The organism is Fictibacillus halophilus (genome assembly GCF_042680145.1).
In the GTDB taxonomy this organism is placed as follows: domain Bacteria; phylum Bacillota; class Bacilli; order Bacillales; family Fictibacillaceae; genus Fictibacillus; species Fictibacillus halophilus_A.
In genome coordinates this window covers 217,971-239,329 of record NZ_JBHTNQ010000001.1, presented here as the reverse complement: position 1 = coordinate 239,329, position 21,359 = coordinate 217,971, and the positions used below count along the sequence as shown (strand labels likewise).

Annotated in this window: 20 protein-coding genes; 9 read left to right on the top strand and 11 right to left on the bottom strand. The window is 40.0% G+C overall.

What is annotated here, in order from left to right:
* Positions 1-250: 250 nt before the first annotated feature.
* Positions 251-463 (bottom strand): hypothetical protein, encoded by a 213-nt coding sequence (locus tag ACFQ4X_RS01240; protein ID WP_379832757.1) that lies wholly within the window; start codon positions 461-463, stop codon positions 251-253.
* Positions 464-538: 75 nt separating this feature from the next.
* Positions 539-763 (bottom strand): hypothetical protein, encoded by a 225-nt coding sequence (locus tag ACFQ4X_RS01235; RefSeq protein ID WP_379832756.1) that lies wholly within the window; start codon positions 761-763, stop codon positions 539-541.
* Between the two features lie 341 nt (positions 764-1,104).
* Here ACFQ4X_RS01235 and ACFQ4X_RS01230 point away from each other — a divergent pair, with 341 nt between their 5' ends.
* From ACFQ4X_RS01230 to wrbA, 3 genes are all read left to right on the top strand, one after another.
* Complete coding sequence (locus tag ACFQ4X_RS01230) at positions 1,105-1,770, top strand: phosphatase PAP2 family protein (protein WP_379832755.1); 666 nt, start codon at positions 1,105-1,107, stop codon at positions 1,768-1,770.
* Between the two features lie 119 nt (positions 1,771-1,889).
* Positions 1,890-2,336, top strand: coding sequence for a hypothetical protein (locus ACFQ4X_RS01225; protein ID WP_379832754.1), 447 nt, complete (start codon positions 1,890-1,892; stop codon positions 2,334-2,336).
* Between the two features lie 97 nt (positions 2,337-2,433).
* Positions 2,434-3,060: an NAD(P)H:quinone oxidoreductase gene (gene wrbA / locus ACFQ4X_RS01220; protein WP_379832753.1), complete on the top strand. Its 627-nt coding sequence runs from the start codon at positions 2,434-2,436 to the stop codon at positions 3,058-3,060.
* Between the two features lie 61 nt (positions 3,061-3,121).
* Here the strand turns inward: wrbA and copZ are convergent, their stop codons facing one another.
* The 7 genes from copZ to ACFQ4X_RS01185 all read right to left on the bottom strand — a co-directional run bounded on the left by copZ (position 3,122) and on the right by ACFQ4X_RS01185 (position 10,999).
* Complete coding sequence (gene copZ, locus ACFQ4X_RS01215; RefSeq protein ID WP_226536566.1) at positions 3,122-3,331, bottom strand: copper chaperone CopZ; 210 nt, start codon at positions 3,329-3,331, stop codon at positions 3,122-3,124.
* Positions 3,332-3,573: 242 nt separating this feature from the next.
* Entirely contained in the window at positions 3,574-5,967 is a 2,394-nt protein-coding gene (locus ACFQ4X_RS01210) for a heavy metal translocating P-type ATPase (protein ID WP_379832752.1), read from the bottom strand.
* Between the two features lie 17 nt (positions 5,968-5,984).
* Entirely contained in the window at positions 5,985-6,272 is a 288-nt protein-coding gene (locus ACFQ4X_RS01205; RefSeq protein ID WP_379832751.1) for a metal-sensing transcriptional repressor, read from the bottom strand.
* Between the two features lie 79 nt (positions 6,273-6,351).
* Entirely contained in the window at positions 6,352-6,897 is a 546-nt protein-coding gene (locus ACFQ4X_RS01200) for a TVP38/TMEM64 family protein (RefSeq protein WP_379832750.1), read from the bottom strand.
* 383 nt (positions 6,898-7,280) lie between these two features.
* Positions 7,281-9,335, bottom strand: a complete 2,055-nt coding sequence (locus ACFQ4X_RS01195; RefSeq protein WP_379832749.1) for a heavy metal translocating P-type ATPase — start codon at positions 9,333-9,335, stop codon at positions 7,281-7,283.
* A gap of 18 nt (positions 9,336-9,353) precedes the next feature.
* Positions 9,354-9,668 (bottom strand): ArsR/SmtB family transcription factor, encoded by a 315-nt coding sequence (locus tag ACFQ4X_RS01190; protein WP_066286796.1) that lies wholly within the window; start codon positions 9,666-9,668, stop codon positions 9,354-9,356.
* 119 nt (positions 9,669-9,787) lie between these two features.
* Complete coding sequence (locus tag ACFQ4X_RS01185) at positions 9,788-10,999, bottom strand: DUF418 domain-containing protein (protein ID WP_379832748.1); 1,212 nt, start codon at positions 10,997-10,999, stop codon at positions 9,788-9,790.
* Between the two features lie 145 nt (positions 11,000-11,144).
* Between ACFQ4X_RS01185 and ACFQ4X_RS01180 the strand changes: the two genes are divergently transcribed.
* The 3 genes from ACFQ4X_RS01180 to ACFQ4X_RS01170 are packed head-to-tail and all read left to right on the top strand — an operon-like array spanning position 11,145 to position 13,832.
* Positions 11,145-11,948 carry an SGNH/GDSL hydrolase family protein gene (locus ACFQ4X_RS01180; protein ID WP_379832747.1) on the top strand — a complete coding sequence of 268 codons (804 nt, stop codon included), beginning with the start codon at positions 11,145-11,147 and terminating at the stop codon, positions 11,946-11,948.
* Entirely contained in the window at positions 11,945-12,859 is a 915-nt protein-coding gene (locus ACFQ4X_RS01175; protein WP_379832746.1) for an ABC transporter ATP-binding protein, read from the top strand. The genes ACFQ4X_RS01180 and ACFQ4X_RS01175 overlap by 4 nt, the downstream gene beginning before the upstream one ends.
* Positions 12,852-13,832: an ABC transporter permease gene (locus ACFQ4X_RS01170; RefSeq protein WP_379832745.1), complete on the top strand. Its 981-nt coding sequence runs from the start codon at positions 12,852-12,854 to the stop codon at positions 13,830-13,832. The genes ACFQ4X_RS01175 and ACFQ4X_RS01170 overlap by 8 nt, the downstream gene beginning before the upstream one ends.
* Before the next feature lie 306 nt (positions 13,833-14,138).
* Here ACFQ4X_RS01170 and ACFQ4X_RS01165 read toward each other — a convergent pair whose 3' ends face one another.
* Together ACFQ4X_RS01165 and ACFQ4X_RS01160 are read right to left on the bottom strand one after the other, a co-directional pair.
* On the bottom strand, positions 14,139-16,145 hold the full coding sequence (locus tag ACFQ4X_RS01165; RefSeq protein ID WP_379832744.1) for a methyl-accepting chemotaxis protein: 2,007 nt from the start codon (positions 16,143-16,145) through the stop codon (positions 14,139-14,141).
* 275 nt (positions 16,146-16,420) lie between these two features.
* Entirely contained in the window at positions 16,421-17,134 is a 714-nt protein-coding gene (locus tag ACFQ4X_RS01160; RefSeq protein ID WP_379832743.1) for a TerC family protein, read from the bottom strand.
* A gap of 498 nt (positions 17,135-17,632) precedes the next feature.
* Between ACFQ4X_RS01160 and ACFQ4X_RS01155 the strand changes: the two genes are divergently transcribed.
* The 3 genes from ACFQ4X_RS01155 to ACFQ4X_RS01145 all read left to right on the top strand — a co-directional run bounded on the left by ACFQ4X_RS01155 (position 17,633) and on the right by ACFQ4X_RS01145 (position 21,182).
* Entirely contained in the window at positions 17,633-18,445 is an 813-nt protein-coding gene (locus ACFQ4X_RS01155; RefSeq protein ID WP_379832742.1) for a YihY/virulence factor BrkB family protein, read from the top strand.
* 280 nt (positions 18,446-18,725) lie between these two features.
* On the top strand, positions 18,726-19,760 hold the full coding sequence (ytvI, locus tag ACFQ4X_RS01150) for a sporulation integral membrane protein YtvI (RefSeq protein WP_379832741.1): 1,035 nt from the start codon (positions 18,726-18,728) through the stop codon (positions 19,758-19,760).
* 381 nt (positions 19,761-20,141) lie between these two features.
* Positions 20,142-21,182, top strand: coding sequence for an acyltransferase family protein (locus tag ACFQ4X_RS01145; protein WP_379832740.1), 1,041 nt, complete (start codon positions 20,142-20,144; stop codon positions 21,180-21,182).
* Positions 21,183-21,359 lie beyond the last annotated feature (177 nt).

Here is a 21,359-nt window from a genome sequence, read left to right as displayed (position 1 = left end):
AAGCAGTTTTCCCAACTTATGATGGTATGAAGTCTTCGGAAACCATCAATTTGCTTGATGAAAAGCATCTGAATCTCTGTTTGTATGTGATACTTTTCGGTTAGTATACGCAATAATAAATGAGAGTAAAAACATAGTGCTGACCAGTAACCGCTCGTAAATCTCAATAACCGCTCGTCCAGCGAGTATAAATCTCGCTGGACAAGCAAAAAACTGACCCACATCCTCGTGGGTCAGCTCTAAAATCCGCTTATTTATGTCCTTTTCCTTTTGTAAGATGGCACGCTACGCCTTTTCCTAGTGCCCCTGGCTTTGACATTCGTTCCATATAATCCAAACCTCTTGCGCATTGCGTTTTGCAGGCAATGCATGTTTCACTTGTGACCATCTTCAGCGTGTGCTGATATTTGTTTATTGCGCTATCATATTTATTAACTTTCTTTTTCGCACTTTTTTTCGCCATTTTTACGCCCTCCCCCTGAATCCTAAACACATTGTATGTAGGAGGGTGGGCTTTTGACATAAGCAAAATAAAAAACTACCCGATATACAGGTAGTCCTCGTCAAATTCCAGCTTAAAATCTACAGAGTTACGAACTGCAAGCGAATAAATATAATCACTGTCAAATTTGTCGTATGACAGCAAAAACTCATGCAAAGGCATATTATACTTGTTCCATACCATTTCCATGAGCCACTTCTGGCTGATCTCAAAATACTCGCCGTTATAGCGGTTAACCTTAATGGTATTGCCTACATACATCCATAACACTCCCTTTCAAAGAGGTTAATTATGCATTAGGTCTACACGGTTGTACCTTCATTATAAGACTTTTGTCAGAAAAGTCAAAATTATTTTTGCGGCAGTTTACGGTTAGAATTACTACTTGTCGCAAATAGTGGAAACCCTTTTTACTGCCTTACTGGGAACACTACAAATAGAGTCAAAAAAAGCAGAAAAATTTTTATGAAAATACGCCTCAATTCCTATGACAAAACAACCATATTATGGTAATGTCTAAAAGGTATATTAAAAACGTGTAAAACATTGTTAATCGGGTATAGAATTAAAAGCTGATGATATAGACAAAGGAGTAGTTCGTATTGCGTATCGTAAAAGAAAATATTTTAGCATTATGTCTTCTCCTCTCTATCCCTTTGCTGAATATCATCTATCAGGTGTTAAATGATGGGGAACGTGGAGCGAGACAACTCATTACAGCAGTAGATCATCAAATACCTTTTGTAGAAATTTTTGTAGTACCGTATCTGTTATGGTATGCGTTTATCTTTTTAATGTTTGTTTATTTCTGTATATACGACAGAGCTATTTATTACCGGACACTTTTGAGTTTTTGTGTAGGCATGCTGGGTTGCTACGTTATTTATTTCTTTTTCCAAACTACAGTTCCCCGGCCAGAACTGGTGGGAAATGGGATATTAACGAGTATGGTCAAATATGTATATGGAGCTGATCAGCCTTTCAACTGTTTCCCAAGCATTCATGTATTAAGCAGTTATTTAATGATATTGGGCATACGCCATAGCAAACTTTGGACCATTAAAAAAGATATTATCGTTTCAACCATTGCTTACAGTATTATCTTATCCACTCTTTTTGTTAAACAGCACGTTGTACTGGATGTAGTTGCTGGTGTTTTATTAGGAAGTTTATTATTCAAGCTGTTCTATTACCTGGAAGCTGAAACAGTGGCTAGCTTCTTTAAACGTATGTTTAAGACCAAACTTCAAAGTACAGAAAAAAGTTAATTCAGAAAAAGAACTGCAGTCATTCGCGGTTCTTTTTTTTGCGCAAAAATATGGATATTTAGTTATGCATAACAAGTAAAAATTAAAAATAGAAATAAAATGGGAAGGAGTGATAACAAATGAGCAATAATCAAAATGAATTTGAAGAACAAGTACGCGCTAATAATATGCACCAAACATGCCAGCATCATATGTATTACCATGTGATTGTTAAAACAAACGATGGCCAGCAAACGGAAGGAATCATTACGGATTTAGACAAAAAAAATGTGTATATGCTTGTTCCACAGGAAATGATGCCTGCAGATGAACAAGAAAGTCCACAAATAGGACCGGGACAAGTAACAGGCCAGCAAGCTGCTGGACCTCAGCAGATTATGCAGCAGCAAGGAACTCAGCAACAAAATCAGCGTCAATGGTATGGAAGACCGCGGTACAGGAGATTTTACCGCCAAATCTTTCCGCTGGCAACACTTGCAGCTCTGTCTCTTTATCCTTATTACCCGCCTTATCCATATCTGCCGTACCCTTATCCCTACTATCCTTACCCATATCCCTATTATTAAAAATGACCGCCTGAACACTCAGGCGGATTTTTTTATGATTTCCCAAATGAATTTTCGGGAAGAGTATTACAGTCATAACTTTAAAGGAGGAAACATTTTGGCAAATATTTTGGTTGTATACTACAGTTCATATGGACATATTTATGAGATGGCACTTGCCGCTTCTGAAGGAGTTAAACAAGTAGATGGTACTGAAGTGAAAGTCGTAAAAGTTCCTGAGTTTGAAGTGACAAAACAATATATGTCTCAGCAAGACGCTTATGTAAAAGCGCAAGAAGCACAAAGTGACATTCCTGAAGTGACTTTAGACGATTTAAAATGGGCTGATGGTATCGTTTGGGGGATTCCAACAAGATACGGCATGATGCCAGCACAAATCAAACAATTATTGGATTCTGCCGGCGGTCTTTGGGCTAATGGTGATCTTGAAGGAAAAGCGACGGCGGTTATTACTAGCTCAAACACAATACATGGAGGCCAGGAATCTACAGCTATTACCTCTTTCGTTCCGCTAATGCACTTTGGAATGATTTATGTTGGACTTCCATATGGTGAAAACTCTGAAATGATGACAGATGAAGGCATTGGCGGTTCACCATACGCGGCTTCAACCGTTGCAGGAGCAGACGGAAGCAAACAGCCTGTTGATGCTGAGAAAAAAATGGCATCTCGTTTAGGAGCTCGTGTAGCAAAAGTTGCTAAAGCATTAAAGGGTAACATTTAAATTTGGACAACCTGTCAAACTTCATAAAATAAGCCTCCCCGATCCGGGGAGGCTTTTCACATTATGCTTTTACGTCATACCCTTGTTCTTCAATCGCTTCACGCATCTCTGATTCAGACACTTTTGATTCATCTACTTCTACATCTACAGTTCCTGTTTCAAGGTGTACAGTAACATTCTTTACCCCTTCAAGTTCTGTCAATGCATTTGTTACCGCACTTTTGCAATGTCCACATGTCATACCTTCTACTTTTAATGTTTTCTTTTCCATTATTCATTCCTCCTGTTTTAAATATCGGTTTTTTCGCAAGCTTTGATGCCCTTGGAAGCAGTTGATTTCCGTTACAGGATGCTCGCTTTCCTCGGGGCGGGCGGTGAGCCTCCTGACGCTTTGCGCCTTTAGGAGTCTCACCTGTCCCACTCGTCCCGCAGGAGTCTCGCACCTTGCACTCCAATCAACTTGTCAATGAAGCAAAATCTAAAAAAATGTGCATCAATCTGTTAGAAATAAGTCTAAAGTTTTATTCTTTTTAATCGTAATGCGTTTGAAACTACGGATACTGAGCTGAACGCCATCGCGGCACCTGCTACCCATGGCTCCAGCAAACCGAATGCCGCGATAGGAATTCCGGCAGTATTATAAAACAATGCCCAGAACAAGTTCTGTCTGATGTTTCTCATCGTTTTTCGGCTTAACTCGATCGCCTTAGGAATATGATTCAAGTCCCCGCCGACAAGCGTAACATCTGCTGCTTCTATCGCTACATCAGTCCCTGTTCCGATTGCCATCCCAATATCCGCTGTAGCAAGGGCTGGAGCATCATTAATGCCGTCACCAACCATGGCAACTTTTTTTCCTTGTTCCTGCAGCTCTTTTACTTTGTTCGCTTTTTCTTCTGGTAGTACTTCTGCAAGAACACCTTGGATACCGACTTGTTTTGCAATTGCTCTGGCTGTTCTTTCATTGTCACCCGTGATCATATATACATCAATACCCATATTAAACAACCGTTTAATCGCTTGTTTAGATGAATCCTTCACCGTGTCTGCTACGGCAATGATACTTACCAGCTCACCATCTGCTGCAGCAAGCATAGCCGTTTTCCCTTCAGCTTCAAGGTTACTCATGGTTTCTTCATGCTGATCAAAAGAAACAGCTTTTTCTTTCATCAGCTTTCGTGTCCCGACCAGAATGTTTTTTCCATTAACAACAGCTTCAATTCCGTGTCCTGGAATAGCTGAAAACGATTCTGCATCAAGCCAGTGAATTTCATTTTTCTTTCCATATTCAACAATAGCTTCAGCCAATGGGTGTTCCGAATTTTTCTCAGCGGAAAGTACTTCAGCTATAAATCCTTCTTTTAATTCAATGACGTCTGTTACTTCTGGCTTTCCTTTTGTAACCGTACCCGTTTTATCTAGAAGAACTGCATTGATTTTATGTGCACCTTCCAGGTACTCTCCGCCTTTAAAAAGGATTCCCTGTTCTGCCCCCTTACCCGTTCCAACCATAATGGAAGTTGGTGTTGCGAGCCCTAATGCACAAGGACATGCGATTACTAATATAGCAATAGCAACTTCAAGAGCCTGTGGCAGGTCTCCAGGCGAAACAAAGAAATACCAGACAAGGAATGCAGTAATCGCAATACCAACAACAATCGGTACAAAAATCCCAGAGATATAGTCCGCCATTCTTTGGATCGGTGCTTTAGATCCTTGTGCTTCTTCAACAATTTTAATAATACCGGCAAGTGCGGTCTCTTTTCCCACCTTCTGGGCTTCCATACGGAGTGTTCCATTTTTGTTGAGAGTTGATCCGATGACTAAATCACCTTCCACTTTTTCAACAGGAATGGATTCTCCCGTAATCATGCTTTCATCTACAGATGAGTTTCCTGAAATCACCTTGCCATCAACGGGAATCTTTTCACCTGGTTTTACAATCAATGTATCCCCAACAGCAACTTGATCTAAAGGAATCTTCACTTCTTCGCCATCCCGGATAATAGTTGCTTCCTTCGCCTGCAGGTTCAATAGTTTTGAAATTGCTTCTGTCGTCCGTCCTTTAGCGAGGGTCTCAAAATATTTACCTACTAAAATCAATGTGATAAGCACCGCACTCGTTTCAAAATACAGCTGCGGCATATATTCAGGGTTGCCGATCGTCTTAACTGCTTCTGCAACACTATAAAAGAATGCTGCTGATGTACCTAATGCTACGAGCACATCCATATTGGCACTCTTATTACGAAGCGCACGATATGCCCCGACGTAGAATTGACCGCCTATATAAAACTGAACAATAGATGCCAGCACCAGCTGGAACCATGGGTTCATTAAAAGATGGGGCATCGGGAGCCCTGTATCCCAAGGCATATGAGCCAGCATCGTATAGAGAAGAGGAAGCGATAAAAGAATGGAAAGAAACAGTTTTCTTTTCTTTGAAGCGATTTCCTCTTCTTTCTTCGACTTTTTTGTTTCCCTGTCTTGTTTAATTGAACCTTTGTAACCCAGCTTCTCAATTTTCGTTAACATATCTTCTACCGATACAACAGCTGGATTATATTCCACTGTACCAGTTTCACCTGTCAGGTTAACAGAGGCGTTGGTGATACCTTCCATCCGGTTGAGACTTTTTTCAACACGAGTTGAGCAAGCTGCACATGTCATACCAGAGATATCAAGTTCCACTTTTTCCTTCGTGACTCCATAACCCAGCTTTTCAATTCTCTGTTCTATATCTGTTAGTGATGTTACATCTGGATTATATTTTACTGAGGCTTTTTCCATGGCTAAGTTAACGTTTGCGTCAACACCATCCATTTTGTTTAAAACTTTTTCGATTCGTACTGCACATGCCGAACATGTCATTCCGGTTATATCTAAATTCGTTTCCTTTTGGCTCATGGTGTTCACCAGCCTTTTCAAGATTTGGAAAATTGCTTAATCACTTTCATCAGTTCATCAATTGATGCTTCACCGTCACCTAACTTGATCGCATCAGCCACACAATGGTGGGTATGATTCTCCATTAGTTGAAAGCCTACCTTTTTTAATCCCGCATTAACCGCAGAAATCTGAACAAGAACATCAATACAATAGCGGTCTTCCTCAATCATTTTTTGCAGTCCGCGAACCTGGCCTTCTATCTTTTTTAAACGATTGTTTAAATCCTGTTTGTCACTTTCACACCGATGTGTTTTTTTATCCATTTTTTTATCATCCTTCCATTCAGGGATGCTTTCTTAATTATAATATACTATACCCCCCTATAGTATGCAAATAATTTGATTATGATCTTATTTTTTTCACAATTGCATATATACCTGCGGCTGCTATAATGCCTAAAATAATCTTGCCTTCCGTATTCCATGCTGTAACGTTATAAACAGAGTAGGCTTCTAATAGCAGAGCAGGAACTTTCCCGATTGAACTGGCGGCAACGAATACAAATGGTGAAACTGCTCCTATCGCTCCTGCAAAGGTCACGAGACCAGAAGGAACAAACGGAAGCAGACGCAAAGAGAAGATGAGAATAAATGCTTCTTTCCCTTTCGCTTCAAGAAGCTTTACCACCCGGGGGTACCCCTCTAGCTTCTGCCTTGAAACTTTTTTAAATCCTTTTCTATATAAAAGAAATGATACCGCTGCACCCGCTGCTTCTCCTATAAACGATATAAGGGTACCGTTCCAAAAACCAAAGAAAAGAATATTAGCAGCGGTTAAAAATACAGATGGAACAACGCCCAATATTGCGATAATCACATTTAATAAAATGGAAATGGGTATTGCCCATTCCCTGTATTCTTTGAAAAACGTTAAAAGCGTTTCAGACATTTAATAAATCCTCCTAAGAAACTCTCCCTTATCCACATTAATCGTACTAAAAAAGCCACGCAAATGCATGGCTTAAAACTTTTTGAGGCTGTTCTCTTTAGAAAAGCACATTCTTCAGAATCTTCATTGATGAATAATAGGATCAAACTCAACCACTTTCCGAATGCAGCAATGCTTACAAAAGGATTTACTCTAAAAGGTTGTTGCTTTGTTATCATTCTTTATTGCTAAGTTGATTGGAGTGTAAGGTGCGAGACTCCTGCGGGATCAGTGGGACAGGTGAGACTTCTAATGGTGCATAGCGCCAAGGAGGCTCACCGCGAGCACCTGAAACGGAAATCAACTACTTACATAAGCGTCATTGTATACAAATACAACCTTTATTATCTTCTGTTGTGAAGCAATACCGTTAAGCTGATCAGTGTAACAAGAATGGTTGCTCCCATATCTGAAAGAATAGCGATCCATAGCGTCAACCAGCCTGGAATTGTCAGCAGAAGGGCAAACAATTTCAATCCAATTGAGAGGCCAATATTCCACTTAATGACCGTGTTCACTTTGCGAGATACCTCTACTGCATCAGGCAGTTTACCTAAGTGATCCTGCATGAGCACGATATCTGCTGTTTCAATAGCGCTGTCCGTTCCTTTACCCATAGCGATTCCAAGATCCGCTGTGGCAAGTGCCGGCGCATCATTGATTCCATCTCCGATCATGGCTACTTTATGCTTTTCTTTTAATTCTCTAACCTTTTTAACCTTTTCTTCTGGCAGAAGTCCGCCAAAGAAAGCAGATACCCCTGTCTTCATTGCCACTTTTTCTGCAACTATAGGATGATCTCCTGTTAGCATGACCGTTTCTTTTATACCGTTTCTATGAAGATCACGAATGATATTTGCACTTTCTTTACGAATTTCATCAGCGATAGCAAATATGCCTAATATCTCTCTATCTTTGGCAACAAGCACTATGGTATTGCCCTCTTGTTTGTATTGTTCAATCACTTTTGCAGACTCTTCATCTGCATCCGTTTCACCAATTATCTTTTCATTGCCAAGTCGGTACGTGAAACCCTCTATCATTGCCGAAATACCTTGCCCTGATACCGTTTTGATCTCATCAACCTCGACTTCTTCTGTACCTAGTTCTTCACAGCGCTTAATAACAGCTTTCGCTAAAGGATGAGACGAAGATTTTTCAATGGCATATGCGACTTTATAAAAGTCATGATGAAATGATGCGTCTGCAACAACATGTGGCTCGCCTAATGTCAACGTCCCCGTCTTATCAAAAGCGATTACTTCAATTTTGGAAAGCTGCTCTAAATATGCTCCGCCTTTAATCAGAATACCGTTTCGGGCATTCACTGTAATCCCTGATAGGATAGCGATAGGAGATGATAAAATAAGAGCACAAGGACATCCGACAATCAATACAGCTAATCCCTGATAAAACCATTCACCCCATGCTCCATTAAATAAAAGAGGCGGAACAAGCATCACAAGTGCTGAAATAATCATGATTACCGGCGTATAGTAGTTTGCAAACCGGTTGATAAACAATTCAGTAGGTGTCTTGGATTCTTGCGCTTCCTGAACTAGAGCAAGGATTTTAGAAAGAGCGGATTGCTTATAGGTTTTCGTCACCTTAACATGAAGAACTCCTTCATTATTGATGCTTCCGCCAAAGACCGGTTCCCCGCTTTCTTTTTCGACAGGCAGAGATTCTCCGGTAATCGTTGCTTCGTTTACAGAGCTTTTACCATGAACAACGACTCCATCTGAAGGAATCTTTTGACCTGTTTTTACAAGTACAATGTCATCCACGTTTAATTCTTCTATTGAGATGATTTCCGTCTTTCCATCTTTCAATAAAACAGCTTCCTTAGGAGCGACTTCTAGAAGAGTTTCCATCGACCTGCGTGCTTTCTCCATACCATAGGATTCAAGCAGTTCATTGATACCAAAAAGAATCGCTACAAGAGCAGCTTCTCTCCACTCTCCAATAGCGACAGCACCTATTAAAGCGACCGTCATCAAAGTATTAATATCGAATTTTAATTTTGTTAAGTTGCGCAGACCTTTCATGAACGTGGGATATCCAGAGAGAATCGTCGCAATTCCGTAAAAGACTACTGGTAAAGCCGGCTGCTCCGTATACCATTCAGCCGTTAATGCAGCGATAAATGATGCAGCTGAAACATACAGAAAAATCATGAGCCAGTTCGGTCCTTTTGATTTTCCATCTGCTTCAAATCGGACCTTTTCTGATGAAAGAATCGAACGGACAGCATCCATATCGACTTCTTCATTTAAAATAATTTTACTTGAATTAAATTGGACTTGAGTCTCTTCCCCGCCTGGAAGCTGCTGAATTTGCTCCTGCAGTTTCAACGCACAGTGACCGCATGATAATCCGGTAATCTTGTGTTCCTTCATCTGCTGTTCCTCCTCTCTCTAGTCGTGTCTCGCATGATGAATCGATTGATGCAAGAGAGTCATCACATGCTCATCATCTATCGAATAATACAAGGTTGTTCCTGCACGTCTGAATTTTACAAGTCTAAGGTTTTTTAAAAAACGCAGCTGATGCGAGACTGTTGACTGCATGAGTGACAGTTCTTCCGCTATTTCTGAAACACTGCATTCCTTTTCTCCTAATAAGTGAAGGATCCGAATCCTTGTCGGATCTGAGAGTGCTTTAAAAGTTTGCGATACAATAAATAGTGTTTCCTCATCAAGTTGTTCATATTTTTCGTTGTTTTCTTTCATGAACTGGCACCCCCAGATATTGTTCTTTTTTAATATATGAATATATGCTCATATATGTTACTCATAGTGTAGCGGAATTTAAGAAAACATGCAAAAAAAAGCTGGAGTCCTCCAGCTTTTTAAGACACACTTTCTTCTGTTCTTTTTAACTTTTGCCTCTTCCCATAGGTTAACGTGCGCCAAATCCACTCAAGCGGTCCCATTTTATAGTTTCTTAACCACCATATTGAAAAAAGAACCTGTAAACCGAAGATGATAACAGCAATCATAATGCCGGTTAACGGACCGTATTCTCCATAAAGACCGAGTCCATAACTGAAAAAAATAAAGGTAGAGACGATCGATTGAGTCAGGTAATTCGTGAAAGCCATCCTCCCAGTAATCCGGAACAAGTTAAACAATCGTTTAAACTTGCCGCTTCTATAAAGCAGCACAATCGAACATATATAAAAGATGCTCATCATCGCTCCGCCAAATTCATAGCCCCACGACATAGCTGTATCATACCGCCAGTCTTCTCCTTTATAAGGAAAGAAAATAACGGCAAACATTTTGCTCCCTGGCCCCAAAACAAGAGTCAGTCCCCAAAGCTTCCATAACGCTTTATTTTCAAAACGCCGCTTCTTAGCGGCATAAGCGCCAAACAAGAACATAGGCAATATACCGAATAAAAAGAACAGGAAATATTGATTGAGATCAGTCCATTCGCGAATCCTCTCTTGCATGATTTCTGAATATGTACCCTCGCTATAAATCTGAATGGAGTTCTGAACCTCATTTTCATGCTGTGCGTTCAATGACTCCTGATAGCTTAAAGCCGCACCGCTTGTCCAGTAATCATACGTTAAAACAGACATGAACAAACTGTATGCGGTAATCATAACCAATCCAGTGATCAACAATGCTTTTCTAGGTAATCTGTAGAACAAAAGCATGATCACCCCAACTACGGCATACGTAACAAGAATATCACCGTACCAAAAGAAGAGAACATGAACTGCACCGAACAAAAGCAACACAAACTGTCTTCTTAGAAAGACTGGTAAAAAACTCCGGTCATTTGCTTTTGCTCTTTCAGACATCAGTATCATGCCAAAACCATACAAGAACGAAAACATCGTAATAAAATTTCCTTGAACGAAAAATTCAAGCAGAACGTTCGTCCAAATATCATAAGGCTGATTAAAATATTCATAGCTTAATGCCCTTATCGGTGAATCTGGTCCGGAAAACGACTTCATATTTACGAGCAGTATACCGAAAATTGCAATTCCCCTAAGGATATCCAGCGATTCGATTCTTTGGGATTCTCCGACTGGCGACCACTTCATAATTCAATCATCTCAAAAAAATTTTTCATGATTCCACTCCCTTTGGTTTATTTTACCTCAAATAGGCAAAAAAGTTAGAATGCGAAGCAATTTTTGCTATCCTAGAAAGAACAGATAATGAGAATTGGGAAGGATGAAACCTGTTTTGAAAAAATACACCTTAACGATTGTTTCGGCAGTTTCCATTGCTGCAAGTCTTTTATGGCTGTTTGGTCTTGGCTGGACACTGCAAGATCAATTTTCAGCCAACGAAAAATTCGAACAGCCAGCAGAAAAAACAGAGTCTGCCACATCAAAAACTGACGATGGCAAGCTTACCATTTTCGCGCTAGGGGATTCATTGACACGCGGAACAGGAGATGCTGATGGCAAGGGCTACACAGGATATTTATCTGATCTTTTAAAGGAAAAATCAGAACAGGATATCAATCTCGTTAATACAGCTATTAAAGGAGAAACATCTCGAGGTCTTCTGAAACAGATTCAGCAAAAGGAGATACAGAGGCAAGCCAAACAAGCTGATGTAATCGTGATGACGATCGGCGGGAATGACTTGTTTCAGCAAGGTTCAGCCCTTGAATCCTTGGATATGAACGCGATTAATGGAAAAAAACAAATTTACTTAAAAAATGTAAAAAACATTTATAAACAGCTCAGAGATTTAAATGAGGATGCTGTCATTTATCATGTCGGACTCTACAATCCTTTCAGCAATCTTCCGGATGCCAAAACAACATCATCTGTTGTTAGAGACTGGAACTTCCAGACTGCGGAAGCCGCAGCTGAGTATGAAAACATTGTCTATGTACCAACGTTTGATCTTTTTCAGCTGCAGGTTGAAAGCTACTTATACTCTGATCAATTCCACCCAAATACAGAAGGATATAAGTTAATGGCAGAACGTGTAGCCTCACTGATCACCTTTGAACAGGAGGAAGATGAATCATGAGTAATATACCTGCATTAGAAGTTGAAAATCTGACGAAAAAAATCAAGCGAAAACTGATCATTAAAGGTGTCTCTTTTACCCTTTATCCTGGTGAGGTGTTTGGCTTCCTAGGACCGAATGGCGCCGGCAAAACGACGACGATCCGTATGATTGTCGGCTTGATTTCTCCTACTTCAGGAACGATTAAAATTGGCGGCAAAAATGTTCGGACAGAGTTTACAGAAGCGATGCGGCATCTTGGCTGTATTGTTGAGAACCCTGAACTTTACCCTTATTTAACAGGATGGGAAAACTTGGAGCACTTTGCAAAAATGGATGCTTCTATTCCAAAAAGCAGGCTTCAGGAAGTCGTTACACTTGTAGGTTTAACCAACCGGATTCACGACCGCGTCAGCACGTATTCACTTGGCATGAGACAGCGCTTAGGAATTGCACAGGCTCTTTTAGGAAAACCGAAAGTGCTCATATTGGACGAGCCGACGAATGGCCTTGACCCTGCTGGAATACGCGAGATGCGTGAGTTCATCCGAAAGCTTGCGAGAGAAGAAAAATTAAGTGTGCTAGTCTCTTCCCACTTACTGAGTGAAATTCAGCTCATGTGTGATCGAGTCGCGATCATTTCTAAAGGTTCAGTTATTCGTACAGACTCTGTGCAAAATCTTTTAGCTGAACAAGAGAGAGTCATCTGGAAAGCCGAGCCGCTCTCTCTGGCTAAAGAGATATTAGAAAAAGAAACAGAGGTACAGGAAGGTTTGGATGGTACGCTGATCACGCTTTATAACGAACCACTTTTGCCTGAATGGAACGAAAAACTTGTACATGCTGGCGTGAAAGTAAAAGAAATGAGAACTCAGCTTCCTTCTCTAGAAGATCTGTTCTTAGAAGTGACAGGAGGCGAAAGTATTGATTAATCTTGTACGCAACGAAATGCTGAAGCTTTTGCGTAAAAAAAGGCTGTATGTCATCGTCCTCATCATCGCTTTTTTAGTACCGCTTTTTACATATGCTCAGTTTAAAGAGATCCAGGAGCAGCGGGAAAAGATGGGTACTCAGGACTGGCGCACAGTACTACAGCAAGAGATTACAGATACACAAAACAGACTTAGCTCGAGCCGTATTCAAGATGAATGGCGGAAATATTTAAAGATCAGATTATCTCAGCAGCAATATTATCTCGAAAATGATATTGATCCGCGCGCACCAGGAGCACCAACTTTTATGCGCATTTTCGTAGAGAACTCCATCGATCTCTTGCTGCCGCTTCTAGTTATGGTAATCGTCGCTGATCTCGTTTCCTCAGAAGCCAGCGGAGGCACAATCAAACTGTTATTAACAAGACCCGTAAAACGATGGCGGATTCTGCTAAGCAAGTACTTAGCCATGCTGCTCTCGGTATCTTTTATTGTATTGTCAGTTGCTGTGTTGTCATATGCGATATCCGGGATGGTGTTCGGGTACGGAGGCTGGAATATGCCGCTCTTGACAGGGTTTGCGGTTTCAGGTGATGAATTGCTGACAGACAATGTACACATCGTGCCTCAGTGGCAATATATTCTGATGGAGTTCGGCCTAGTCTGGTATGTATGTGTCATCGTAGGTACATTAACTTTTATGCTGTCTGTTTTACTCCGAAGCACCGCAGCGGTAATGGGAATCATGCTAGCTTCCCTAATCGCAGGAGCTATATTAGTTAATATGGTTTCCTCATGGGAAAGTGCTAAGTACTTTTTCATGGTGAACCTGAATCTCACAAACTATGTAAGCGGAATGGCTACTCCAATCGAAGGCATGTCATTAGGATTCTCAATGGCCGTCCTTGCAGTCTGGGGGCTCGCCGGGTTTATCATCGCGTTTGTTACTTTCTCAAAACGGGATATCTATTAATAGATGAAAAAAAGGAAACGGAATTACAGCTCCGTTTCCTTCTTTTTATGGGTGTAGTTGAAATTTTACGGTACGTGTTCTTATATTTATTACACGTTCGCTCAGACTCGTTGAGTTACGCTCAAAAACGCAGATTTACGCTCAAGATTTTCTCGCTACGCTCAAACTACCTATAGTTACGCTCAAAATCTTCCTTTTTCGCTCAAACTCCCTCTTCTAGCATCTTAGAGCAGAAGTCAACTACTTCTTATGCCGAAAAATTTACGAAAACAGTCTATACTTAATAATTTTGAACTTATTTTTGAACTAAATTTTAAAATGCTTGATCATTTCAGTTAAGGCTGTAGAAGCGTCATTCAATTCTTCTGCCGACTGTGAAACGGTTGCAAGTGCGCGAACTTGTTCTTCCGAGGAAGCACTTACTTCTTCACTAGCTGCAGCTGATTGTTCAGCAACAGCAGCTATGCTTTGGATAGAAGCTACTACTTCTTCTTTGTAGTTATTGATAATTTCAACTTCACTAGTAATCTGCTGAATTGATTTTACCATCTGGTCCATCGTATCCGCGATTTCATCAAATGCGCGCTCTGTATCTGTTACAGTGCAATTCTGATCTTCTGCGATCCGCTTAGTTTGTTCCATTTCCTTCACGGCACGAACAGATTCTGCACCGATGCCTGTAATCGTTTTTCTTACTTTATCAGCTGCAATGGATGATTGTTCAGCAAGCTTTCGAACTTCATCGGCAACAACTGCAAAACCTCTTCCGCTTTCACCTGCCCTAGCTGCTTCAATACTTGCATTTAGAGCAAGCAGATTCGTTTGCTCCGATATCTCTGTAATCGTCTGAATGACCTGCTCAATCTCTTCTACTTTGCCAGCTAAACCTGAGATTACTTCTTCAATATTTTGCAAGACCTCATTGCTCTCACCCGTTTTCTCACGGAGGACATGCATTTGCGATAGACCATTCTTATTTGCAGTTTCTGCTAGAATCGATAGGCGAGCCATCATTTCAGCCTGTTCGTTAACCTTTTCAATCTGTGAAGAGAGATCGAGAGTCCTGCGGTTCGTTTCATCTGCATCCTCTGCCTGGGTCGTAGCACCTGAAGCGATTTCAGCAACAGCTCTTGAAACTTCTTCACTAGCCGCAATAGTTTCATCTGATACAGCACTTAGATTTGATGTTGATTCATTCACGGTAACAACGGACTGGCTTACAGACGTAATCAGTCCTCTCATGTTTTCAACCATCGCATTAAAATGGTGGGTAAGCGTTCCAACTTCATCTTTGGATTTTGCTTCTACTGATACAGTCAGATCACCTTCTGCTACAAGCTGAACTTGTTTTTGCAGATTGCGAATAGGATTCGATATGCTTTTTGCCAGAAAATACGTTACAACAAGGGCAATCACTACAGCTATTGAAGCAAAGATCAAAATCATGTTAAAAAGCTGCTGAGCATCTTTTAACAATTCATCTGTCTCATACACAAAACCCAGCTTCCAGCCTGTGTCTGAAATCGTTGTATAATAAAGCTCACGGTCTGTACCTTTGTATTCGTATGAAATGTTTCCTTTTTCATTCTTATACATAGCTTTCGTAAACGATTCTTTACTCAAGTCTTTTCCTTGCTGGTCAGGATGAACAAGCGCCATTCCTTTTGGATCAAGAAGGACAGGATAACCGTTATAGCTTACTTTCGTTTGATTGATCATGCCTGAAAGCCCTGCAAGGCTCAAATCTAGACCAACAACCCCTAGCACATCTTTAGTGGCAGGGTCTAATACTGGTTTCGCAACAGTAACTACATATTCACCTGAGCTTGCATCTTCATATGGTTCAGTCCACATGATTTTTTCAGGTGACTGGACAGCAGTCTGATACCACGGGCGTCCGGTAGGATCAAACCCTTCAGGAAGTTCCAGCACGGGTGTTGTTTTAAACTGCTTCGTTTCAGCTCCAACATATAGAACTGCTACATTCTTGTTTAACTCTAAAAAGTGCTTAAAATCCTGATCGACAATTGGCCATGATTCATTAAGTCCTTTTGCTTCATCCTTTTTCAAGGTCTTTAAATAGTCTATAAGCCTGCTGTCCCGACTATAGCGATCAACAGTATTCCCATATGAATCTAAATATAGTTCTGTTGAAGATTTTACATCATTCGCTAAACCCGAAGCTTGTTCTTGAACATTTTCTGCTATTTGCTGCTTCGTCTGATAATAAGAAAATAAAGATGTTGATATTAGTGCAATAGCCACAAGAACACTGACAGACAGCATAATTTTCGTTTGTATTTTTTTAAACAATTGTTTAACCCCCATTCTATATCTCTGCTAAATATCGACATAAATTTACAGAATCTTTATAAAAATAGGTTAAACCGGTACTTTGGAATTACTTTTAATTAAAAAGTAATCAAATTAGGTACTTTTTACCTAACCAGAAGGTTGAGTGACTTAATTAAGGTTTGGAAATTTCATTTTTCCGTGGTAATTTAAGTTTTATCGAAATTTCGACATTCCCCAGCCCACATAAATATAAAAAAGACCTGTACAGGAATAATCCCATACAGGTCTTTGTCTTATGCTTCGTTATTTGAAGGCTCTGGTGCTTTTTCATTAGCTGCTGCTTTTTCTTCAGCCATTTTTTTCTTCTTAAGAGTTCCAAGTCCTAAAACAATAACAACCATTAAAATTTCAAAACCATATTTAATAAAGTCATTTTCAAAGTATGGCTTCATGAATTTCTCGCCTACGATCATTTTAGAAGCTGTCCAAGCAAGAACACCTGCCCCGATGGTGATAATAAAAGGATATTTTTCCATCAGCTTCAGAAAAAGTGTACTTCCCCAAACAACGATCGGAACTGAGATTAATAATCCGATGACAACAAGCAGAAAGTCACCATGTGCTGCACCAGCTACTGCAAGAACGTTATCAAGACCCATAACGGCGTCGGCGATGATTATCGTTTTAATTGCTGCGAATACATTATTTTGTGCTTCAATATCATGATCTTTTTCTTCTATCATTAGCTTGTAAGCAATATATAAAAGAATTAGTCCGCCGCCCAGCAGCAAACCTGGAATTTTTAATAGCCACACAACAGCGAGTGTCGCTGCCGCACGAATCACGATGGCACCTACTGTACCCCAAATGATTACTTTTTTCTGATTTTCTTTAGGTAAATTTCTAGCTGCTAAACCTATAACAATTGCATTATCTCCAGCCAAAACCAAATCAATAATGACAATTGCGAGCAAGGCTGACCAAAAATCTGGTGCGAATAACTCCATTTAAAAAATCCTCCCTGTTAAACATCTGTTTAATAGTATACCCTATGATTTTATAAAAAGATAATGAAATAACTTAAACTTTCCCCCATGAAAAAAGGCTGTAGTAATAGCTTTTTTGCCCTTACAGGCTTATCCATTTTTTCATATATATAATGGAAGGGGGGTTCATGTGCTGTTCTGGATGTTCTTTTCCGTGCAAATCATGTATTTTATTTTGTGGCGTCCCTTTATTTTGCCGAAATGTAAATCCTTGCTGCTGTCCAATTTTCCCAACGCCGTCTACACCTTCAACCTCTCCTTTTGTTCTTTGCTGCCAATCCAGCTGCTATTCCAGACCAACAAGAAGGTCCTCATCCTGCTGCAATTCTTAGGAAATTTCAATTACGACTTTAATTCATACGTGCAATTGAACGTTTTGTTTCAAAATAAGCGTTCTTTTTTTTGTTTACGGGAATAATGCAGGATAGAATGATACGCCGCAATCATGGAGGCATACATATGCGATGGGTATTGAAACAGTGGTTCCACCGTTTTTTTGAAGATAAAGTTTTTGATCTTTCGGCTCAGTTAGCATATTATTTCTTAGTTTCTTTATTTCCTTTTATTTTTCTTATATTTACTGTTATGGGTTTTTTACCGATTTCTTCTTCATATGTGCTCTCTCTTTTTCAGTCTATTGCACCAGAAGAAGCATATACCTTACTAGAGTATAATTTAATTGCAGTATTAGACGAACACCGCGGAGATGTATTTTCGATTTCATTAATTATAATGATTTGGCTTGCAACCATTGGTACACATGCCATTATACGGGTATTTAATCTTGCTTACCAAGTGGAAGAAAGCAGACCTTTTATTAAAGAATTAATTCTTGGGATATTTTTAACTTTCGGTTTAGTGGTGGCAGTTATCACTGCGTTATTGCTTCCTGTTTTTGGACGAACGATCGGAGTCTACATATTTGAGCAAACAGGATACTCTCATCCGGTATGGCACATTTGGGAAACGGCTAGGTATATGATTGGTTTTTCCATCCTTCTCTTTATCTTTTCAGCGCTTTACATGTTCGCTCCAAACATAAAGCTATCATTTCGTAATGTTTGGCCTGGTGCAGTATTTTCCACAGCTGGATGGCATCTATTTTCCTATCTTTTTTCTTCGTATGTTTCCATTTTTGATTATGGACAAATTTACGGAAACATGGGAGCACTGTTAACCCTTATGATCTGGTTCTATCTTTCTGCATTGATTTTAATAGCAGGAGGACAGTTAAATGCAATCTTGGCAATGAGGACGCCTGAAAGAAAATAAAGAAAACTTCGCTGACGCCAAGCCTTTCCCGTCAGCTCTAGTTGCGCTTATACTATCCACTATGACTTGTTGCTACGACGAAAATCATCGTGCAAACAAGTGATACTTTCTGATAGTGTAAAAAGATTTTTAAAAACTTTTCTTTCTGCAATTGACTTTTTCACTTTAACGGAACATCATTGTTTATATATAAAGAATTTTCATCTCTTTTTCCGGTCATAATGGGTACTAGCCTATTCAAGTATAAACCGGATAATTTTACGGAGATTGGAGTCGGAAAATGACTGTAAAAAACGTTGTTTTGTTATTATTTTTGCTCGCTGGAATCGTCATATTTGTCTTTTACAGTATACCTCTCCTTCTTGCATTATTAACCGCTATAATGCTTGAACCGGTAGTAAAATTGTTCATTAAACTATTTAAAGGCAGACGATTGCTGTCCGTCACTATTTCATTCGTGCTATTTTTAGCTGGATTTGGAATTCTATCATACTGGCTGACTACAACACTTGTTATTCAAGTGATTGAGTTTATTACTGTCCTCCCATCATACTCAGTCCACCTGTTTGAAGTGGCTGAAGATACGTTTTATGAAATGGAAAACTTCTATGCAACTCTTCCACCAGAAGTTGTTAGAACCCTTGAGGAAGGCTTGGTAGCACTAAAGGAATATGGAGTTGAAACCGCTAAGGGCTTGACGACGGGAATCTTAGGTCTTATTACTGCGATACCAGGTATGCTGATTTATTTTATAATCTATATCGTTGCGGTATTTTTATTTTCATTGGATCTGCCTCGCTTGTATGCAGAATTTCTGAACTTATTTACAACTTCTGCCCGTGAAAAGGTTGAACTTGTATTCAGCCAGCTTTCAAGAGCAACTGTTGGTTTTTTTAGAGCTCAGATCATCTTAAGCTTCATTACATATATCCTTGCTTTAGTGGGACTTATGATTTTGGATGTAGAATACGCGGTAATTCTTGCTCTATTAATTGTAATTGTTGATATCCTCCCTATTTTGGGAACAGGCTCATTCCTTGTACCATGGGCAGCTTACTCGTTCTTTATCAACAATAATGACCACCTCGCTTTTGGTCTATTAATCATGTTCGGTGTGATTACAATTGTCAGAAGAATCATTGAACCTAAAATACTTGGATCTAGTCTTGGTATTTCGGCATTGGCAGCTCTCGTATCCTTATACATAGGTTTCCAGCTTCTTGGAATGATAGGATTGATTGTGGGGCCAGCTGTTGTTATTATTTACGAAGCGCTTAGAAGTGCCGGTTTTATTAAAATAAAAATAGACTTTTAATCAAGGCAGTTTCGCGAACTTTATTGCCCTTGAAAGTGGTTGATTTCCGCTCCAGGATGCTCGCTTTCCGCGGGGCGGGCGGTGAGCCTCCCTATCGCTTCGCGCTGCCTGTCCCCTGATCCCGCAGGACAAGGAAGGCTTCGGAAGCGTTAGCATCGCACGAAGAAAATGTGATTTTCATTTTCGAGGAGTCTCGCACCTTGCTCTCCATCTTTTAGAGAAGAGCCAAATGAAAAAACGTGTTTCCTGTTTGCAGGAAATGCGTTTTTTTAATTTAGAGGTTAGAAAACTATGAAAGGTTGGGAATTATAGAGGATAGGAAGAAAAAGGTGAAATTCATACGAACACTTTATATGGTGAATTTTTATTGGAGGAATCTTGATGAGTACTGCAGCAAAAGAACGCGATTATTATTTTGACAACGCAAAGTTTATTCTCATTTTTCTGGTCGTGTTCGGACACTTTATTTCGCCGATAAAAGGTCAAAACGAGTGGCTTTACACGATCTATAATTTTATTTACACATTTCACATGCCTGCCTTTATTCTTATTGGCGGATTCTTTACTAAAGGTGTTTGGCGCGACGGCTACCTGCCCAAGATCTTTAAAAAGGTCCTGATCCCTTACCTGGTATTTCAGTTGGTGTATAGTTTATTTTATTACGATCTCTACGGAAAAAGTGAAGTGAAACTAGACTTCTTTTCACCGCATTGGACTCTATGGTTTTTACTGAGTCTTGTATTCTGGAACATTCTGTTGAAGTTATTTGTGAAGATCAAGTACCCGCTTGTTCTAGCTATCGGAATTGGTGTAGCTGTCGGCTATATTCAAGATATTGGAACATTCTTAAGCTTGCTGAGAACATTCGTCTTTTTCCCAGTGTTTCTGCTGGGGCATTTATTGGAAAAACGAGACTTCAAAAAAATATTAAAGCCTTCTGCAAAAGCAGCAGCCGCATCATTCTTAATCGTATTATTCATTACCTATCACTTTATTTTCCCGAACGGAACGAAGGAATGGCTGCTCGCTTCATCATCATATTCTGAGATTCTCGGATATAACAATTGGTATGGCGGACTCATTAGACTTGCAATGTATGCTATTATGTTTGCCGCAACGTTCAGCTTTTTAGCACTTCTTCCGAGGCGGAAAATGTTTTTTACAGAGTTTGGCGAACGGACACTTTACATTTATCTGCTTCACGGCTTTGTACTGAAGTATTTGTTTACGACCGAACTTTTTGCCAAAATCGAAGAGAACGGCGCCTACTTTATGCTTCTGTTTCTAGCAGTTATCGTCACACTATTTTTAGCCAGCAAACCAGTTATTGCTCTTGCACAGCCGTTTATTGAACTTCGCTGGTCTAAACTGAAACGAATGCTGAAGCCAAAACCATCACGGCCTCAAGAAAGCGAAAGTTAATATTCATTTAAAAAACACCGCTGGACATTCGTGTCAACAGCGGTGTTTTTATTAGGCAATTTAGGTAAACTCTGCAGCTAATGGGATGGTTGACTTCCGCTCCAGGATGCTCGCTTCCCGCGGGGCGTGCGGTGAGCCTCCTAGCGCTCTACGCTGTTAGGAGTCTCACCTGTCCCG